Genomic DNA, 13,897 nt, shown 5'->3' on the forward strand with positions numbered 1-13,897 from the left:
CTTATGAAAAGATGCGATATACAGAGCAATATCTCTTCGAATGCTTTTTTTTACATAAAGAAAAAGATAGCTGCTAATAGCAAAGAGGATGCTCGTAAATTAAAGAAGCTATTCGATGAAAAAAAATTTGAGGCAAGAAGTTTTAGTGATAGTGCCCTAGATGTTCAGTCTTTTGATTGGCAATGTCTTGAGCGAGACCGTAATTGGTGGTGGCAGTTGCAAGCACTTCCTTTTTTGAATTGGTATTCGAATAGTTATTTTTTTCAAACTGAGTCTGAGCGTAAGAAATATTTCAAAATTTGCATGGATGCTATCTATCAGTGGGTCGAAAAAGCAAAAAATAATAAAGCTTCACCGCTATCTTGGCATGATCATGCTGCTGCATTTCGGGTGCGGAATATTGCTAATTGGTTTGTCTTTTGCTGTTCTGTGGATTCTTCTTTGTGGGAGCCTAAAGATCTAGATTGTATTAGTAGTTTAATATATGAGCACTTGGATTGGATCCAAGACGATAAACACTATACGCGGTATACTAATCATGGCTTTGATCAAGCGATGATTGTGCTGACTATTAGTCTCTTTTTTGATTGTGACTCCTTTGAGAAATACAGAGTAAAAAATCGAGAAAGATTGATAAGTGAAGTTAAAGTAGCTTTTACTGAAGAAGGTGTACACAAAGAAAATAGCCCTGGATATCAGAAAATGATGCTGGGCAGGTTGAAGCTTTTAAAAGATTTTTCATTGCTAAATGAGCAAAGCGTTTCAGATTTGGCAAACAGATATATTGAGAGAGCCCAGAAATTTTTAGAGGTGCTAACGCTTCCAAGCGGCTTTTTGCCTACAATAGGCGATACTCAAGATGAAGATATAGGCTTGTACTCAGCTATACAAGAGGATGAGTGTCTTGTATATGACTATACTTCGTCCGGCTATTTTGTATGTAAGGGTAATAGTAAGAAAATAGGCGAGTATTTTTTATTGGTTAAATGCGTGCATGATTCGAACTATCATAGACATGATGATGACTTGATGGTTTATCTTTGGTGTAATGGAAATGTGGTTCTGTCTGATAATGGCTTATTTTCACATAATGAAAAAGATCAGGCTAGGATCTTTTTAAGGTCACCTTTGGCGCATTGTGTTCCATTTGTCAAAGGAAAGCCTGAGCGAGATATGTCTAAACTTTCAAAAAGCCCTCTTCTTTCTCTCGATAAGACTAATAAAAAAATCTATGGCGAAAGCTGGTCTCATGGTGAAAAAATAACGAGAATAGTAGATTTTTCCTGTTTAGATAATGGCTCTCTTGTGATTTACGATGAGTCGGAAGCGGAACAGATTTATTCAAATTTCTGCTTTGGGGAATCTGCGTCACTCAAGGTTTTGAAGAGGGACTTTGCTAGATTAGACTTTAATAATTTGCGATGCGATATGTTTTTTCCTTTGATGAATAGTGCGAGTATATTTCAATCTTTTAACGATAATATTGCTTCTAGCTGCATAATTTCTAAAAAATACTCGGAGAAGGTTGATGGAATTCGTTTGCTTTTGTCTTCTTCTAAAGGGAAAAATAAAGTAGATATTAATCTAAGGCGAGAGTGATTGGATGAATAGAGTCATACGTTTAAAAGAGTGGGGAAGTTCTGTTTCGACACATAAACAGCCTTCTGAAGAGCAGTTGCTAAAAGCCACAAAAAGTTTGGTTAACAAAAGGTATGCATTGAATACAGATGAAAATGGTTTTATTATTAACTCAAAGGTAATAAATAGAAGTTCTAGGTCAAAAAAAATCGTACTGCTTGGAGATTCTTTTGTCGAGTCCGTTTTCGTGGATGAAGAAAAAAGAATAAATGCAGTAATCGAGGGGTATAATTCAAGCCTGAACGTTCTAAATGGTGGTTATTCAGGCGCCACCAGTCTGCATGTCGCAAATGTTTTGCTGAACAAAGTTGTGCCCGTAGAGCCAAGTCTAGTGGTTTTTTTCATGCCAACTAATGATCAGCGTGTAATACAATTAGATGATGGCTATTGGAATATTGATCAAAGATTATCTCCGCTTGTTCCATTAGGCAAAGAAAAAGTGCTCTTGAGTGACTACTCTGGCCAAGTTTCTTTAAAGTCGATGCATAAGATGCTAAAGGTAATTCACTCCATATTGTGCATTTATGATATTCCATTTGTCTTTGCTTCAACGCCACATAGGTTTGTAAAAGATGAAAATGATGAATGGCTTCTAAAAGTTGGCGCTAATATCGAAAAATATAACCGTAAGTCTAAGTCTAGGTCTAATGTCAATAAAATTTGCAAAAATTATTGCGCTAATAATTTAATAGACTTTATTGATTTAGAAGGCGCTGTTTCTGAAAAGGCCGACTTTTTCTATGACGATTTGCACTTAACATCTGATGCAAGTATTTTGGTCGGGAATATTTTAATTGATGAGCTTAAGTTGTTAGGCTTGTTGTATTGATTTTAATGAGGTTTTTTATGGACGTTGGTAAGCCTGATTTTGATTTTAATAGCCATGCTTATATTTCTTTGAAGAATAAGTATTTTTTCCATTCTGTGGGTAAGGCTGCTAATAGTACAGTTAAACATTTTCTGTATGGAGCTGAGTCAAAAGGTACAAAGCTAAAATATGATAATGTACATGATCGTAGAGCTTCTCCACTGTTATCCCCTTTTCAGTTGCCAGAAAAAATCTTGGCAGGGGTAATGTCTGGTAAGGATAGCTTCAATTTTACTTTTGTAAGAAATCCATATTCTCGGCTGCTTTCTTGCTACTTAGATCGGATTGTACCTAAACAATCAGCTCCATACAGAGAGCTTATACGTTATCTTAATAAAGAAATTGGCTACGATTTCTCCTTTGATGAATTTGTTAAAGCTATTTGCTTACAGTCAGATTTTGAACAAAATAATCATTGGAGAGTGCAGTATACTGATGTGATGTATGAATATGTAAATTATAATTTTATAGGGAAGCAAGAGTCTTTTTCTGAAGATATGAGGTGTGTTTGGAATAATATTTATCCTAAACTTCCTGTTCCTGATTTTGGTTCTAAGAATTTATCGCCTTCAAAGACAAACTCTAGTCAAAGAGTGTCTGAGTATTGGACTGATGAATTGAGGTCTTTGGTATCTTTAAGATACAAAAAGGATTTCAAAACTTTTGGCTATGATTATTGAATATAGGGTGTATCCTTGAAATATAAAAATAATCTCCAGCATATCAGTAAGGGGAAGTTTTCCCCTGATTTAAAGTTTGAAGGAGAAGGGTTTTCTTTTTTGTATAGTTATATTAGGAAAAATGCTTCTACTTCTTTCAAGCTTCTCTTTAAACATTTACATCCTGATTTATGTCATGGAGAAGTTCCAAGCATATCCTGTATGGCTAAGCACGTTCAGGTAGAAAGTTCAGATCCTGATAAAATTGATAGTTTATACGCGACCAAGATTTTTGTATATCGAGATCCAGTGGAACGTGTATTTTCTGTATATAAAAATAAGCTTATACAGAAAGATGGGGCTGTTGATATATTAGGGAAGCTTGAGCAAGTGATAGGGCGTGATCCGGCATTACTTACATTCGATGAGTTTGTAAATGAATATGTGGCTTTGCTACAAGGAGAGCGTTGGCAAGACGTTGATGGTCATCTTTATCCTCAAACGTGGCATCTTTTGCCTATTACCTATACGAAAGCTATTCACATAAATAATGTTTACCAAGAAATGCAGGGTATTCTTCCCAAAAATTTATGTAATAGTGTTTTTAAAGAGCCTTCAAACAGTACAACTAAGGGCAGTATCGCATTATCTTTTGCTGACTCTGACTGCCCTGCTATTTATTTTAGAAAAAAATATCTCCGTGATCGTGCATTACCAGCTTTGAATCAGGTCTTGACGCCAGCTACAGAGGTTTTGTTGCGTGAAATTTATGCGGATGACTATCAGATGATTGAAGAAGTGGAAGGGAACCTGAAGGCTTCTATTACTCTGAATGAATTACCTGCGACTGATCTTAGCTTTGAATTAAAAGCGTCAGTCTCTTCTCTTTCTGATGCATTTTCCGCAAGCTTAGATTTTTCTATTCCTGAGAATACTAAGAACGGAGTCTAAGGTTTAAAATAAATATTTTATTTATGCTTACGCGCTCGGCTCTGGTGGTTTTTTTCGCTCAGTGAAGCCTTTTCGTATTGATTATCAATTGGAAATATTATGTGTGGTATTGTTGGCGCGATAAGCGCAAAGGAAAGCACCGATTTTCTACTTGCAGGGTTATCCACTCTGGAGTATCGCGGCTACGATTCGGCAGGCTTGGCGGTACTCAATAATGGGTTGCAGCGCGCCCGTGCCAAAGGGCGTGTGGCGGAGCTAGCCAGCAAAGTGGCGGAAGCGGGTATTAACGGGCATGTGGGTATCGCTCACACACGCTGGGCTACTCATGGCGTTCCCGCCGAGCGCAATGCTCACCCGCACATCTCCTCTGGCTTGGCGGTGGTGCATAACGGCATCATCGAAAACTACGAGTCTCTCCGTGAGCAGCTTCAAGGCCTGGGGTATGTGTTCACCTCGGATACCGACACAGAAACCATTGCCCACCTGATTCAAGCCTGTTTTAAGGGCCAAATTGGTGAACCTGCCGAAAACCTATTTTCTGCCGTGCAGTGTGCCGTTGCCCACCTGAAGGGGGCGTTTGCGTTAGCCGTCATTAGTGAGGAAGAGCCGGATTGCTTGGTGGTTGCCCGTGAAGGCTCTCCGCTGATGCTTGGCGTTGCAGAAGATGGCTACTATGCCGCATCTGATGCCTCTGCGCTGCTCTCTGTTACCAAGCGCATGATGTACCTGGAAAACGGCGATGTAGCCCGTTTAAGCCGCGATGCGGTGGTAGTGGTCGATGGTATTGGCCAGATGGTTGAACGCGCCATTGTCACGTCTAGTTTGAACGCCAACGCGGTCGAGTTGGGCGATTACAACCACTACATGCAGAAGGAAATCTTCGAGCAGCCGCAGGCGCTTAGCAACACGCTGGAAATGATTAGCGGGGCAGGGCAGTTGCAGCCCGGTATTTTTGGTGCGGAAGCCGCTGAGATTTTCCAGCAGGTGGAATCTGTTCTGATTCTAGCGTGTGGTACCTCTAGCTACGCAGGCATGACGGCGAAGTACTGGATTGAGCAAGTGGCGGGCATTCCTTGCAACGTAGAAATTGCCAGCGAGTACCGCTATCGCCATAGTGTGCCTAACCCAAAGCAGTTGGTCGTGGTGATTTCTCAGTCCGGTGAAACCGCGGATACCCTGGCGGCGCTACACCACGCTAAGGTACAGGGGCATACCTTCACCCTGGCGATCTGTAACGTTCCGGAATCTGCCATTGTGCGTGAAACCGCGCTGCGCTTTATTACCCGCGCTGGCCCGGAAATTGGTGTGGCATCTACCAAAGCGTTTACCACTCAGCTTAGTGCGCTGTTCTTACTCACTCTGCTGCTTGCCAAAGCGAACCAGCGCTTGAGTGATGACGCTGAAAAAGCGTATTTAGACGAGCTTCGTCACTTGCCCATTGCTGTTGATAAAGTGCTGGCGTTAGAGTCCAGCATCGAAGCGTGGTCTCAGCATTTTGCCAATAAGCACCATGCGCTGTTTTTGGGCCGTGGTCGGCATTACCCCATTGCTTTGGAAGGCGCGCTGAAGCTCAAAGAGATCTCTTACATTCATGCGGAAGCCTACCCGGCGGGTGAGCTGAAACATGGCCCGCTGGCTCTGGTCGATTCCGAAATGCCGGTGGTGGTGGTAGCGCCCAACGATGAAATGTTGGAGAAGCTGAAAGCCAACATGCAGGAAGTAAGTGCCCGTGGCGGGCAACTTTATGTATTTGCCGATGGTGGCAGTGCGGTGAAGTCGTCTGACGGTGTGAACGTACTGTTGATGCCTGAGCACTACGGGTTGCTTTCACCGGTGTTACACGTGGTAGCGCTTCAGCTGCTCTCTTATCATGTGGCGTTGGTAAAAGGCACCGATGTTGATAAGCCGCGTAATTTGGCGAAGAGTGTGACGGTGGAGTGAGGCGGTTTGAATACAGCCGTTTGGACAACTAAGTTGAAAAACGCCACAACTGGCAGTGATATTGTGCGGGCACCACAGGGAAAAGTTAATGATCCGTTTTGCCCCCTTGGCTGTTATTGACTATGAGTGTGCAACCGCACTTGGCCTGACGTTGCAGGAAACGTGGCAAGCTGCGAGTGCTGGAAAGTCCGGTATTGGGCCATTGACACGTTATGCTCCTGATCAGTCGTTGCTATCTGGTACTGATAAAGTACGGGTTGCCGGGCAGATACCGGCCAGTTTCGAAACCTTGGCTGGTTCTGCTGCGGTGTTGCAGCGTACCCCAGACCCTACTGCACAGGCATTGCGGCAAGTTTGTCGCCGTTTGTTGGAGCGTGTTAATCCTTTGGCTTCGGGGCTGGATCCGGCTCGTGTGGCAGTGATTGGTGGTACAGCACTGACATCGACCATTACGCATGAAGCGATGTCAGGTCGGCAACAGCCGTTAATGACCGGACTGCTTACACGTTGCCAAAATTTGCCCTTGGCCATGGTGGCGGCCGACTGGGGCTTTACTGGCCCTCAATTCAATGTAGGAGGTGCCTGTGCCTCCAGCGGACAGGCATTACTTGTTGCAGGTCAGCTTTTACAGGCAGGTGCCATTGATGCGGCATTGGTATGCGGCTTTGAACTTCCTTTGCAGGCATCGAATGCTGCTGGTTTTGCTTGGTTAAAAGCAGCGGCAATATCTGCCCCACAAGAGGCAGAATCTGTGGATCCGACTACCCTTTGCCGACCGTTGTCAGCAGATCGCTGTGGTCTGGTAATGGGGGAAGGGGTAAGTGCGCTCTGGTTAACTACCTCTCAACAGGCACAAAACCATGCCTTGCCAATAAAAGGTTGGCTGCAGGGTGGGGCGATGAACTCCAGTGCTACCAGCCAGACAGCGCTGGATCAGGCACAGGTAGAAGCGTGTATGCGTGCGGCAATAGCTCACGGCGGATACCAAGCCTCTGATATAGGTGCCATTAGCACTCATGCAACTGGGACTTGGCAGGGGGATCAGGCCGAAATTAGTGCGCTTAATAACGTCTTTGGTGACCACCTTTCCGTTTGCCCAGTAACTGCCAATAAATCGCAGTTAGGGCACTCAATGGGGGCAGCGGCGCTGATCAGCACTATTTTGACGATGGAAAGCTTGTGCCATCAGCTTGTACTGCCAACGCTGAACTTTAATCAGGATAAGACGCTGCCTAACCTATTAGCCAGTAAACTACCCCGAGAACACTCCCATAATACTGCGCTGGTAAATGCTTTTGGTTTTGGCGGTACTCATGTCAGCTTGATTGTAAGCAGGGATGAGTAGTCAGATTATACTTTTAATTGGGTCTTATTGGGCCTGGGAGTTTAGTTTATGAATACAAAACAAATAGTGCTGGACGCCCTGATCACATTGCTGGAACAGAAGGGTATGTCAGGTACTGAACGTATCAGGAAAAACATTATCCAGAATCCGGGCTTTATGCTTAGTGATATTTTGGATAGCGTAGATAAGGTAGAGTTTTTTCTGCTGCTAGAAGATGCTTGTAAGATTAACGTATCAGATGAGGATCAAGATCAGTTAGAGACTTTTGCACACGTAGTTGACTATGTGGATAAAGAGATATGTCAATAACGTTTCAGCTTGAGGAAGCGTATCTCCAATCTGATTTTAAAAAAGCTGATGATTTATGGCAGGCAGTTGCTTCTAGCGACATTTGCCAAGCTACGCAGGTAGCACTCAACTTAATAAGGCAATGCCAGATTGCCCAAAACTTTACCGGGGCGCTACATGCGGCCCGGCAAGCAGCTCAGCACTGGCCAATAGATCACAAAATTCAGTTGCTCTATAAAGAGTTATATTATCTATATGGTTCAGATTTAGAGCAGCAGGGTACCCCTGTTACTCCTCAGATGCTTCTCGCGGAAGATGCCTCTGAAGAGGCTCTGCTTTGGGATCTAAAGCTATACTCCCACTATATCACCAACACGGAAGTTGTAAGACTTTTAAAAGTATTTGTGCAACGTTGGCCAGAGTTTCGCCCAGGATTACGCTTGTTGCTGAATAAGCTTCAACTTGAAGGTGAATTTCAGGATATTGTGAATTTATGCAGTGAGCGTTATGCCAAACAGCGTAAGCATGAAGGTTTTGTGTTACAGGTTTGGGTGGATGCTTTGGTGGAATTACAGTGCCTGGATGAGGCGCTGGTATTGGCTTATGAGGCACATCGCCAAGGTGCTTTAAACAAAGATATTGTTGAATTTTTGTTGGCACACAGTATTGGGCAGGGTATTAGTCGCGATCAGGCATTACGCTCTTCCATTGATACTCTGTGCCAAGCTTATAACGTGGAAGGTTTACAGCAAGCAATAGCATTTGAAAAAAAGCTTAACCCACCATTACGCCCTCTGACTCCCGCTTTTTCTCCTACTCAAGCGTTGACTTGCTCCCCGTTGGCACCCGCCGACTGTCTGGTCATTATCTTTTCGGGGGTGGCGCGGCGGTTTGCTATTCCATTGACTCTGCTGGATAGATTCTTTGCTGGTTACGGCATAGCGCTAGTGAATTTGGTTGATAAAGAAGACTCCTACTATCTGAACGGTATTTCAGGGCTAGGGGGGAGTTTTGAATCTTCGGTTGAAAAGCTTAGAGAGATTGCAAAACGCTATGGTGCAAAGCGGGTTATTACTATGGGGCACTCTGCAGGCGGGACTGCGGCATTGCACTATGGCGTAGCGCTGGATGCTTGCTACATACTGGCCTACACGCCCGTATGCCATGTAGGCCTTGATTTTTTTGAACGGCATGCAGATTATCGCAATCGCCCACAGATCCGCAAAGTCAACCAACTGGTTCCTGACAAGCGGTTTGATATTAAGCCGATTCTTGAGAGTAGCGAATTTAAAGGGCAGATCGATCTTTATGCTGGTGAGTACTGCGTTAAAGATTTAGTCCATGTGGATTACCTTTCCGGGTTGCCACAGGTCTCGGCTCATGCTGTTAAGGATGTTGCTATTCATGCGGTTATAATTCCTGCTCTGCTGAATGGCAGCTTCTTACAGACGTTATTGGGGACAGTAGATAAAGCCAATGCTGCCTACTCAATGGAAGCACGTTTACAGGCGCTAGTGGAGCATTATGTAGTAGAGCGTGGTGAAATGGCCGAGCAGCTGAGCCAGTTGCTGGAAGAGAATGACCGCTTAAAGCGTCAGGTGAAGCAGTTGGAACACTCTGCGGGTGTACCGTTGGGGCAGTCGCAGGAAGCTAACGGCCATGCGCTCACCTTTGATTTTTCATTACCTGATCAGCCCGTAAGCTAGTCAGGTAGGTGGTAATGCAGGAGTAAGGATGCAGGTGTTTAAGGCAGGAAAAGCACGGCTGCGCCAGTGGGTGGGGCAGCACGCGCTGGCCTTGGCGGCGGGTGGTTCATCGTTCGCGCAATCAGCGGCGGGGGTGTGGTCTTACTATCGCTTGGGAATGTACCAAACAGTGGTGAACCAGCCTGCCTTCCCAGATAACGTCAATGCTCAGTTCGCTAGAGCGGCCTCGTTAACGGCACTGGGAGAAGCACAGCAAGCCGAGGCAGTGGCGCGTTCACTGTTGAAAAGCGGCCAACTAGGTGCCCGTGTGCCTGCGTTCATTCAAGCCATCGCTGCCTTTTCGCCCCCCTTGGCGGAACAGCTCTGCCATGAAGCGGTGCTACCTGCTTCGTCTTTTCTACCCGTAGGCTTAGCCATGCGGTTGGGAGATTATCCCTTAGCTAAGCAGAGGCTACAGGCTTACCAGCAGGCGGCTAAAACCCCCAATCCTGAAGCGCTACTGGTGGAAAGTAACCTCACTGCCACCACGGCGCTTCAGCAGTGCGACTTCATCAATCAATTTTTGGCCCGCCATGGGCTCACCGCTGTTAGGCCCGTTGATGAGCACGCCCCGTTGGGTGTCATGAATCTTGCAGCGTTGGATAAGCCCGCCCACGCGGATGATGAAAGCGCGCCTGCCAGCCAAGGGCCGTTGGTCAGTGTACTGATGACGACGTACTGCTCGGGAGAGCGTGCCGTTCGTGCAATTGATTCGTTATTGGCTCAGCAGCACCGTCATCTCGAAATCATTGTGGTGGACGACGCTAGCCTTGATAACACCTTTGAGCAGCTCTTGGAGTGCGCTAAAAAAGATCCGCGGGTTCGGTGTTATCAGTTGCCGAAAAACGCGGGAACGTACGTTGCTAAAACCTACGGCTACCAGCAGGCGCATGGCGAGTTCATTACCTGCCATGATTCAGATGACTGGTCGCACCCTGAAAAAATTAGCCGCCAACTGGCTCCCATGCTAAAACACCCGGCCATCATGGCGACCACGTCTCAGTGGGTTCGCTTAAGTGATGAAGGGAAGTTTTTTGTACGCCAGGCAGCACCGTTTACGCGCTTGAACCCGTCTTCGCCACTGTTTCGTCGTGCGGTGATTGAGCGCATGGGCAGTTGGGACCTGGTGCGTACCGGGGCAGACAGTGAATTCTTGGCACGCATGAAGCTGTATTTTGGTAAGAGTGCCGTAAAACGCTTGATTGAACCGCTTGCGTTTGGCGCGCACCGAGACGATTCATTGATGACCGCTAAAGATACCGGACATCGAGAAAATGCGGTCTCCCCAGCACGGCTGGCCTACTGGGAAAGCTGGAGCGAGTGGCACCTTCAACAGTTACGTAACGGTGAGCCACTCTGCTTGGCACCGATAAGCGGTCAGCGCGCGTTTTCGGCACCCGATGCAATTGCGGTGCCTGAGGCGGATATCAACACATTGCTAGGTGAAGCGCGTTAAGGCGCTCGCCAGCCATTAACATAATACGTTTGGTGGGTTTGGAGAATGCGAAAGTATTTTGGTACCGATGGGGTTCGCGGGTTAGTGGGTGAATTCCCCATGACCCCTGATTTTGCCATGAAGTTGGGCTGGGCCGCAGGGCAGGTGCTGGGCGCAGAAGGTATAAAAGAGGTCATCATCGGTAAAGATACCCGTGCCAGTGGCTATATGCTGGAGTCGGCGTTAGAGGCGGGCTTTTCAGCGGCAGGTGTGAACGTGGCATTGGCTGGGCCGCTTCCTACCCCGGCGGTGGCGTATTTAACCTCCACCTTCCGTGCGGATGCCGGGGTGGTGATTAGTGCTTCTCATAACCCGTTTCACGATAACGGCATTAAGATTTTTGGTCAGGGCGGTTTCAAACTCTCAGACGCACAAGAGCAAGAGATCGAGCGCTTGCTGCATACCGCCATTGAAGGCGGCATGACGTGTGTGAGTTCGGAGCTGTTGGGTAAAGCCCGCCGAGTAGACGATGCCGCTGGGCGTTATATCGAATACTGTAAAGCAAACCTGCCCGGCAACTTGAGCTTAAGCGGCCTGAAAGTGGTGGTGGATAGCGCCAACGGCGCTGCCTATAAAGTTGCCCCGGCGGTATACCGCGAGCTGGGGGCCAATGTGGTGAGTATTCACGACCAGCCCAACGGCGTGAACATCAATGCGGGCTGCGGTGCCACTGCGATGGAAAGCCTACGGGCGGCCGTGCTGCAGCATGAAGCCGACCTGGGGATTGCGCTGGATGGCGATGCCGACCGCCTGATGATGGTGGATCACACCGGTGCGGTGGTAGATGGCGATGAGCTGCTGTTCCTGCTGGCGAAAGATGCTAAAGCATCGGGTTATACCGGTGGTGTTGTGGGTACGCAAATGAGCAACCTGGGCCTGGAGCAAGCGCTGGCAGCCATGGATGTGCCCTTTAAGCGTGCCAAAGTAGGCGACCGCTACGTGATGGAGCAACTCAAGGCCACCGGTTGGCGCTTGGGCGGCGAGGGGTCTGGTCACTTATTGAGCCTAGACCACGCCTCCACGGGCGATGCCATCATTGCCTCACTGCGCGTACTCACCTGCTTATTGCAGCAAGAGGCAACGCTGTTTGTGGCGAAGCAGGGCATGCACAAGCTACCGCAAACGTTGATTAACGTTCGCTACACCGCCGTAGAAGGCATCGACCCGCTAGAAAGCGAGCAGGTGAAAGCGGCGGTCGCCAACGTAGAAACGGAGCTTGGTGATAGTGGCCGTGTGCTGTTGCGTAAATCCGGCACTGAGCCGCTGATTCGTGTGATGGTTGAGGCAGTGGATGCCGAGCAGGCGACGTCTTGCGCGGAGAAAATCGCCGCATCGCTGGCATAATCCGGCCGTGAGTATGTACAAAAGCCAGCCAGCCTTCCGGCTGGCTTTTTTGTGGCACTTTTTTGTGGCTAGGTAACAGGTCAATGATTCTAAAAGAGAAGCTGTTTCTGGCTAATTGCGACTCTGTGCGCCAGTTAAGCCCAGATGAAGTGCGCGCTCGTTTTATGGCGGGCGTGCTGTTTGCTGATGGCGTGGTGCTTTCGCCTAATTTACTGATCGATAACCCAGCGATTATTTCGCTACTGGCATCCAAGCATGTTCAGCGTTGGTTCAAGCGCGATGAGCATAATGAAAGCAAACTGATGATTCGCGGCTTCGGCCTGGAGAATGGCTTTTCCCTGGTCGACTATTTTGAACACTTAGATGCCAACTATGTGGTGTCTCAGTTGGGTGGCGTGCGTAAGGGGGAGCTGACTGCTGCGCAGGCTACCCAGCTCAAAAAGCAGTTAGAAAAAGCCAGCGATGTTTTAACCTGCTATCAGCCCTCTATTGTGTCGCTTGAGAAGAAACCTGGGGCATTGAGCGAGCAAATACGCTTGCGGTTAGCAGGGGCTGCTACTTCCACCACTGAGGTTGCTGTAGAGGCGGAACAGCAGCGCAGCGTTCACCAACAAACGCTGGCGCTTGTTGAACAAAGCGGCAAGCCGCTGAGGTCGCGTTCTGATTGGTATTCAGCGCTTGGCACGTTGGAGATACCCGCTCTTCAGCGTGATCAGTTCCGTTTGGAAGTCGTGGATGCAAGTTACAACGGCCTGTTCGTGGGTGAAGGGGAGGCCTTCGTGATGGATCGCATCCAGGTGCTTTCGCGTTTGCCGCTGTGGCTGTTGGATACGGGGATTTCGATTGGTAGCCGACGGGAAGAGTTGGCCACGCTGAAAGCAGGCTATGATCTGTTTAGCTTTATCTCTACCTTAGGCAGCGAAGAACTGGCGAGCATTCTGGCCGACAAAGCCTTGGAGTACGCGGAAGAGAAAGCCAAGGCGCACGGGGTTTCCTGGTGTGAGCGGCGCAACTGGTTCGGCCTTTACCCTAAGCTAACGCGCTTTATGGGCGTGGAGTTGAAATAGTGCCTACCCACTCCTCAGATGAGCATATTGAATATCAGAACCCCTGGTTTCGCGTGATGCGTAAAGGTGCCTTCCACTACGTGCATGAGCCTGGGGCGCATGCCGGGGCGGCGGTACTGCCGCTGGTGGGTGATACGGTGTGGTTCTTAGAGATGCGTAGGCCAGCTCAGCAAGGGGTAGCCACCTGGGAAATTCCACGTGGATACGGCGAGGCTCACGAAACATCTCAACAGTGTGCATTGCGCGAGCTGCGTGAGGAAACCGGGTTGGCCGCAGAGCCTGCGCAACTTACCTGGCTGGGTAAAATGCGCCCAAATACGGCCATACTGACTTCTTGTATCGATATCTATTTGGCTGAGCTACCGGTGGATAGCCAGACGCACATGCGGGATCAGGAAGCTGAACGCATTGTTAAAATACCGCTGGAACGGTTGCCACTTCAGTTAGCACAGGGCAAGTTAGAGGACAGTTTTACACTGGCAGCGTTGAGTTTTTACTGGGCAGTTTTACGCTAAGGGTATGTTAGCCTTAGTATTTTGCTTATTACTATTATCGT

At 47.6% G+C, this 13,897-nt stretch carries 12 protein-coding genes; all 12 read left to right on the forward strand.

The features are described from left to right. Positions 1 to 3 precede the first annotated feature (3 nt). The 12 genes from NH398_RS00410 (at position 4) to NH398_RS00465 (ending at position 13,856) form a co-directional block, all read left to right on the forward strand. Entirely contained in the window at positions 4 to 1,599 is a 1,596-nt protein-coding gene (locus NH398_RS00410) for a heparinase II/III family protein (RefSeq protein WP_253015745.1), read from the forward strand. A gap of 4 nt (positions 1,600 to 1,603) precedes the next feature. After that, positions 1,604 to 2,467, forward strand: a complete 864-nt coding sequence (locus tag NH398_RS00415) for a GDSL-type esterase/lipase family protein (protein ID WP_253015747.1) — start codon at positions 1,604 to 1,606, stop codon at positions 2,465 to 2,467. Positions 2,468 to 2,484: 17 nt separating this feature from the next. Next, the gene (locus tag NH398_RS00420) at positions 2,485 to 3,186 is read left to right on the forward strand and encodes a sulfotransferase family 2 domain-containing protein (protein WP_253015749.1); all 702 of its coding nucleotides are present in this window, start codon (positions 2,485 to 2,487) and stop codon (positions 3,184 to 3,186) included. 15 nt (positions 3,187 to 3,201) lie between these two features. Next, entirely contained in the window at positions 3,202 to 4,116 is a 915-nt protein-coding gene (locus NH398_RS00425) for a sulfotransferase family 2 domain-containing protein (RefSeq protein ID WP_253015751.1), read from the forward strand. Positions 4,117 to 4,215: 99 nt separating this feature from the next. Next, positions 4,216 to 6,057: a glutamine--fructose-6-phosphate transaminase (isomerizing) gene (gene glmS / locus NH398_RS00430; RefSeq protein ID WP_253015753.1), complete on the forward strand. Its 1,842-nt coding sequence runs from the start codon at positions 4,216 to 4,218 to the stop codon at positions 6,055 to 6,057. Between the two features lie 88 nt (positions 6,058 to 6,145). Further along, a complete protein-coding gene (locus NH398_RS00435; RefSeq protein WP_253015755.1) occupies positions 6,146 to 7,402 on the forward strand; it encodes a beta-ketoacyl synthase N-terminal-like domain-containing protein in 1,257 nt (418 codons plus the stop codon). 48 nt (positions 7,403 to 7,450) lie between these two features. Continuing rightward, positions 7,451 to 7,711 carry a hypothetical protein gene (locus tag NH398_RS00440; protein ID WP_253015757.1) on the forward strand — a complete coding sequence of 87 codons (261 nt, stop codon included), beginning with the start codon at positions 7,451 to 7,453 and terminating at the stop codon, positions 7,709 to 7,711. Further along, positions 7,702 to 9,396, forward strand: coding sequence for a hypothetical protein (locus NH398_RS00445; RefSeq protein ID WP_253015759.1), 1,695 nt, complete (start codon positions 7,702 to 7,704; stop codon positions 9,394 to 9,396). Before NH398_RS00440 ends, NH398_RS00445 begins: the two co-directional genes overlap by 10 nt. A gap of 28 nt (positions 9,397 to 9,424) precedes the next feature. Further along, positions 9,425 to 10,891, forward strand: a complete 1,467-nt coding sequence (locus tag NH398_RS00450) for a glycosyltransferase family 2 protein (protein ID WP_253015761.1) — start codon at positions 9,425 to 9,427, stop codon at positions 10,889 to 10,891. A gap of 45 nt (positions 10,892 to 10,936) precedes the next feature. Further along, positions 10,937 to 12,274 (forward strand): phosphoglucosamine mutase, encoded by a 1,338-nt coding sequence (gene glmM / locus NH398_RS00455; RefSeq protein ID WP_253015763.1) that lies wholly within the window; start codon positions 10,937 to 10,939, stop codon positions 12,272 to 12,274. 83 nt (positions 12,275 to 12,357) lie between these two features. Next, the gene (locus NH398_RS00460) at positions 12,358 to 13,341 is read left to right on the forward strand and encodes a hypothetical protein (RefSeq protein ID WP_253015765.1); all 984 of its coding nucleotides are present in this window, start codon (positions 12,358 to 12,360) and stop codon (positions 13,339 to 13,341) included. Next, a complete protein-coding gene (locus tag NH398_RS00465; RefSeq protein ID WP_253015766.1) occupies positions 13,341 to 13,856 on the forward strand; it encodes an NUDIX hydrolase in 516 nt (171 codons plus the stop codon). The genes NH398_RS00460 and NH398_RS00465 overlap by 1 nt, the downstream gene beginning before the upstream one ends. Positions 13,857 to 13,897: the final 41 nt, after the last annotated feature.

This window comes from Halomonas sp. CnH100-B (genome assembly GCF_024124605.1).
GTDB lineage: Bacteria > Pseudomonadota > Gammaproteobacteria > Pseudomonadales > Halomonadaceae > Vreelandella.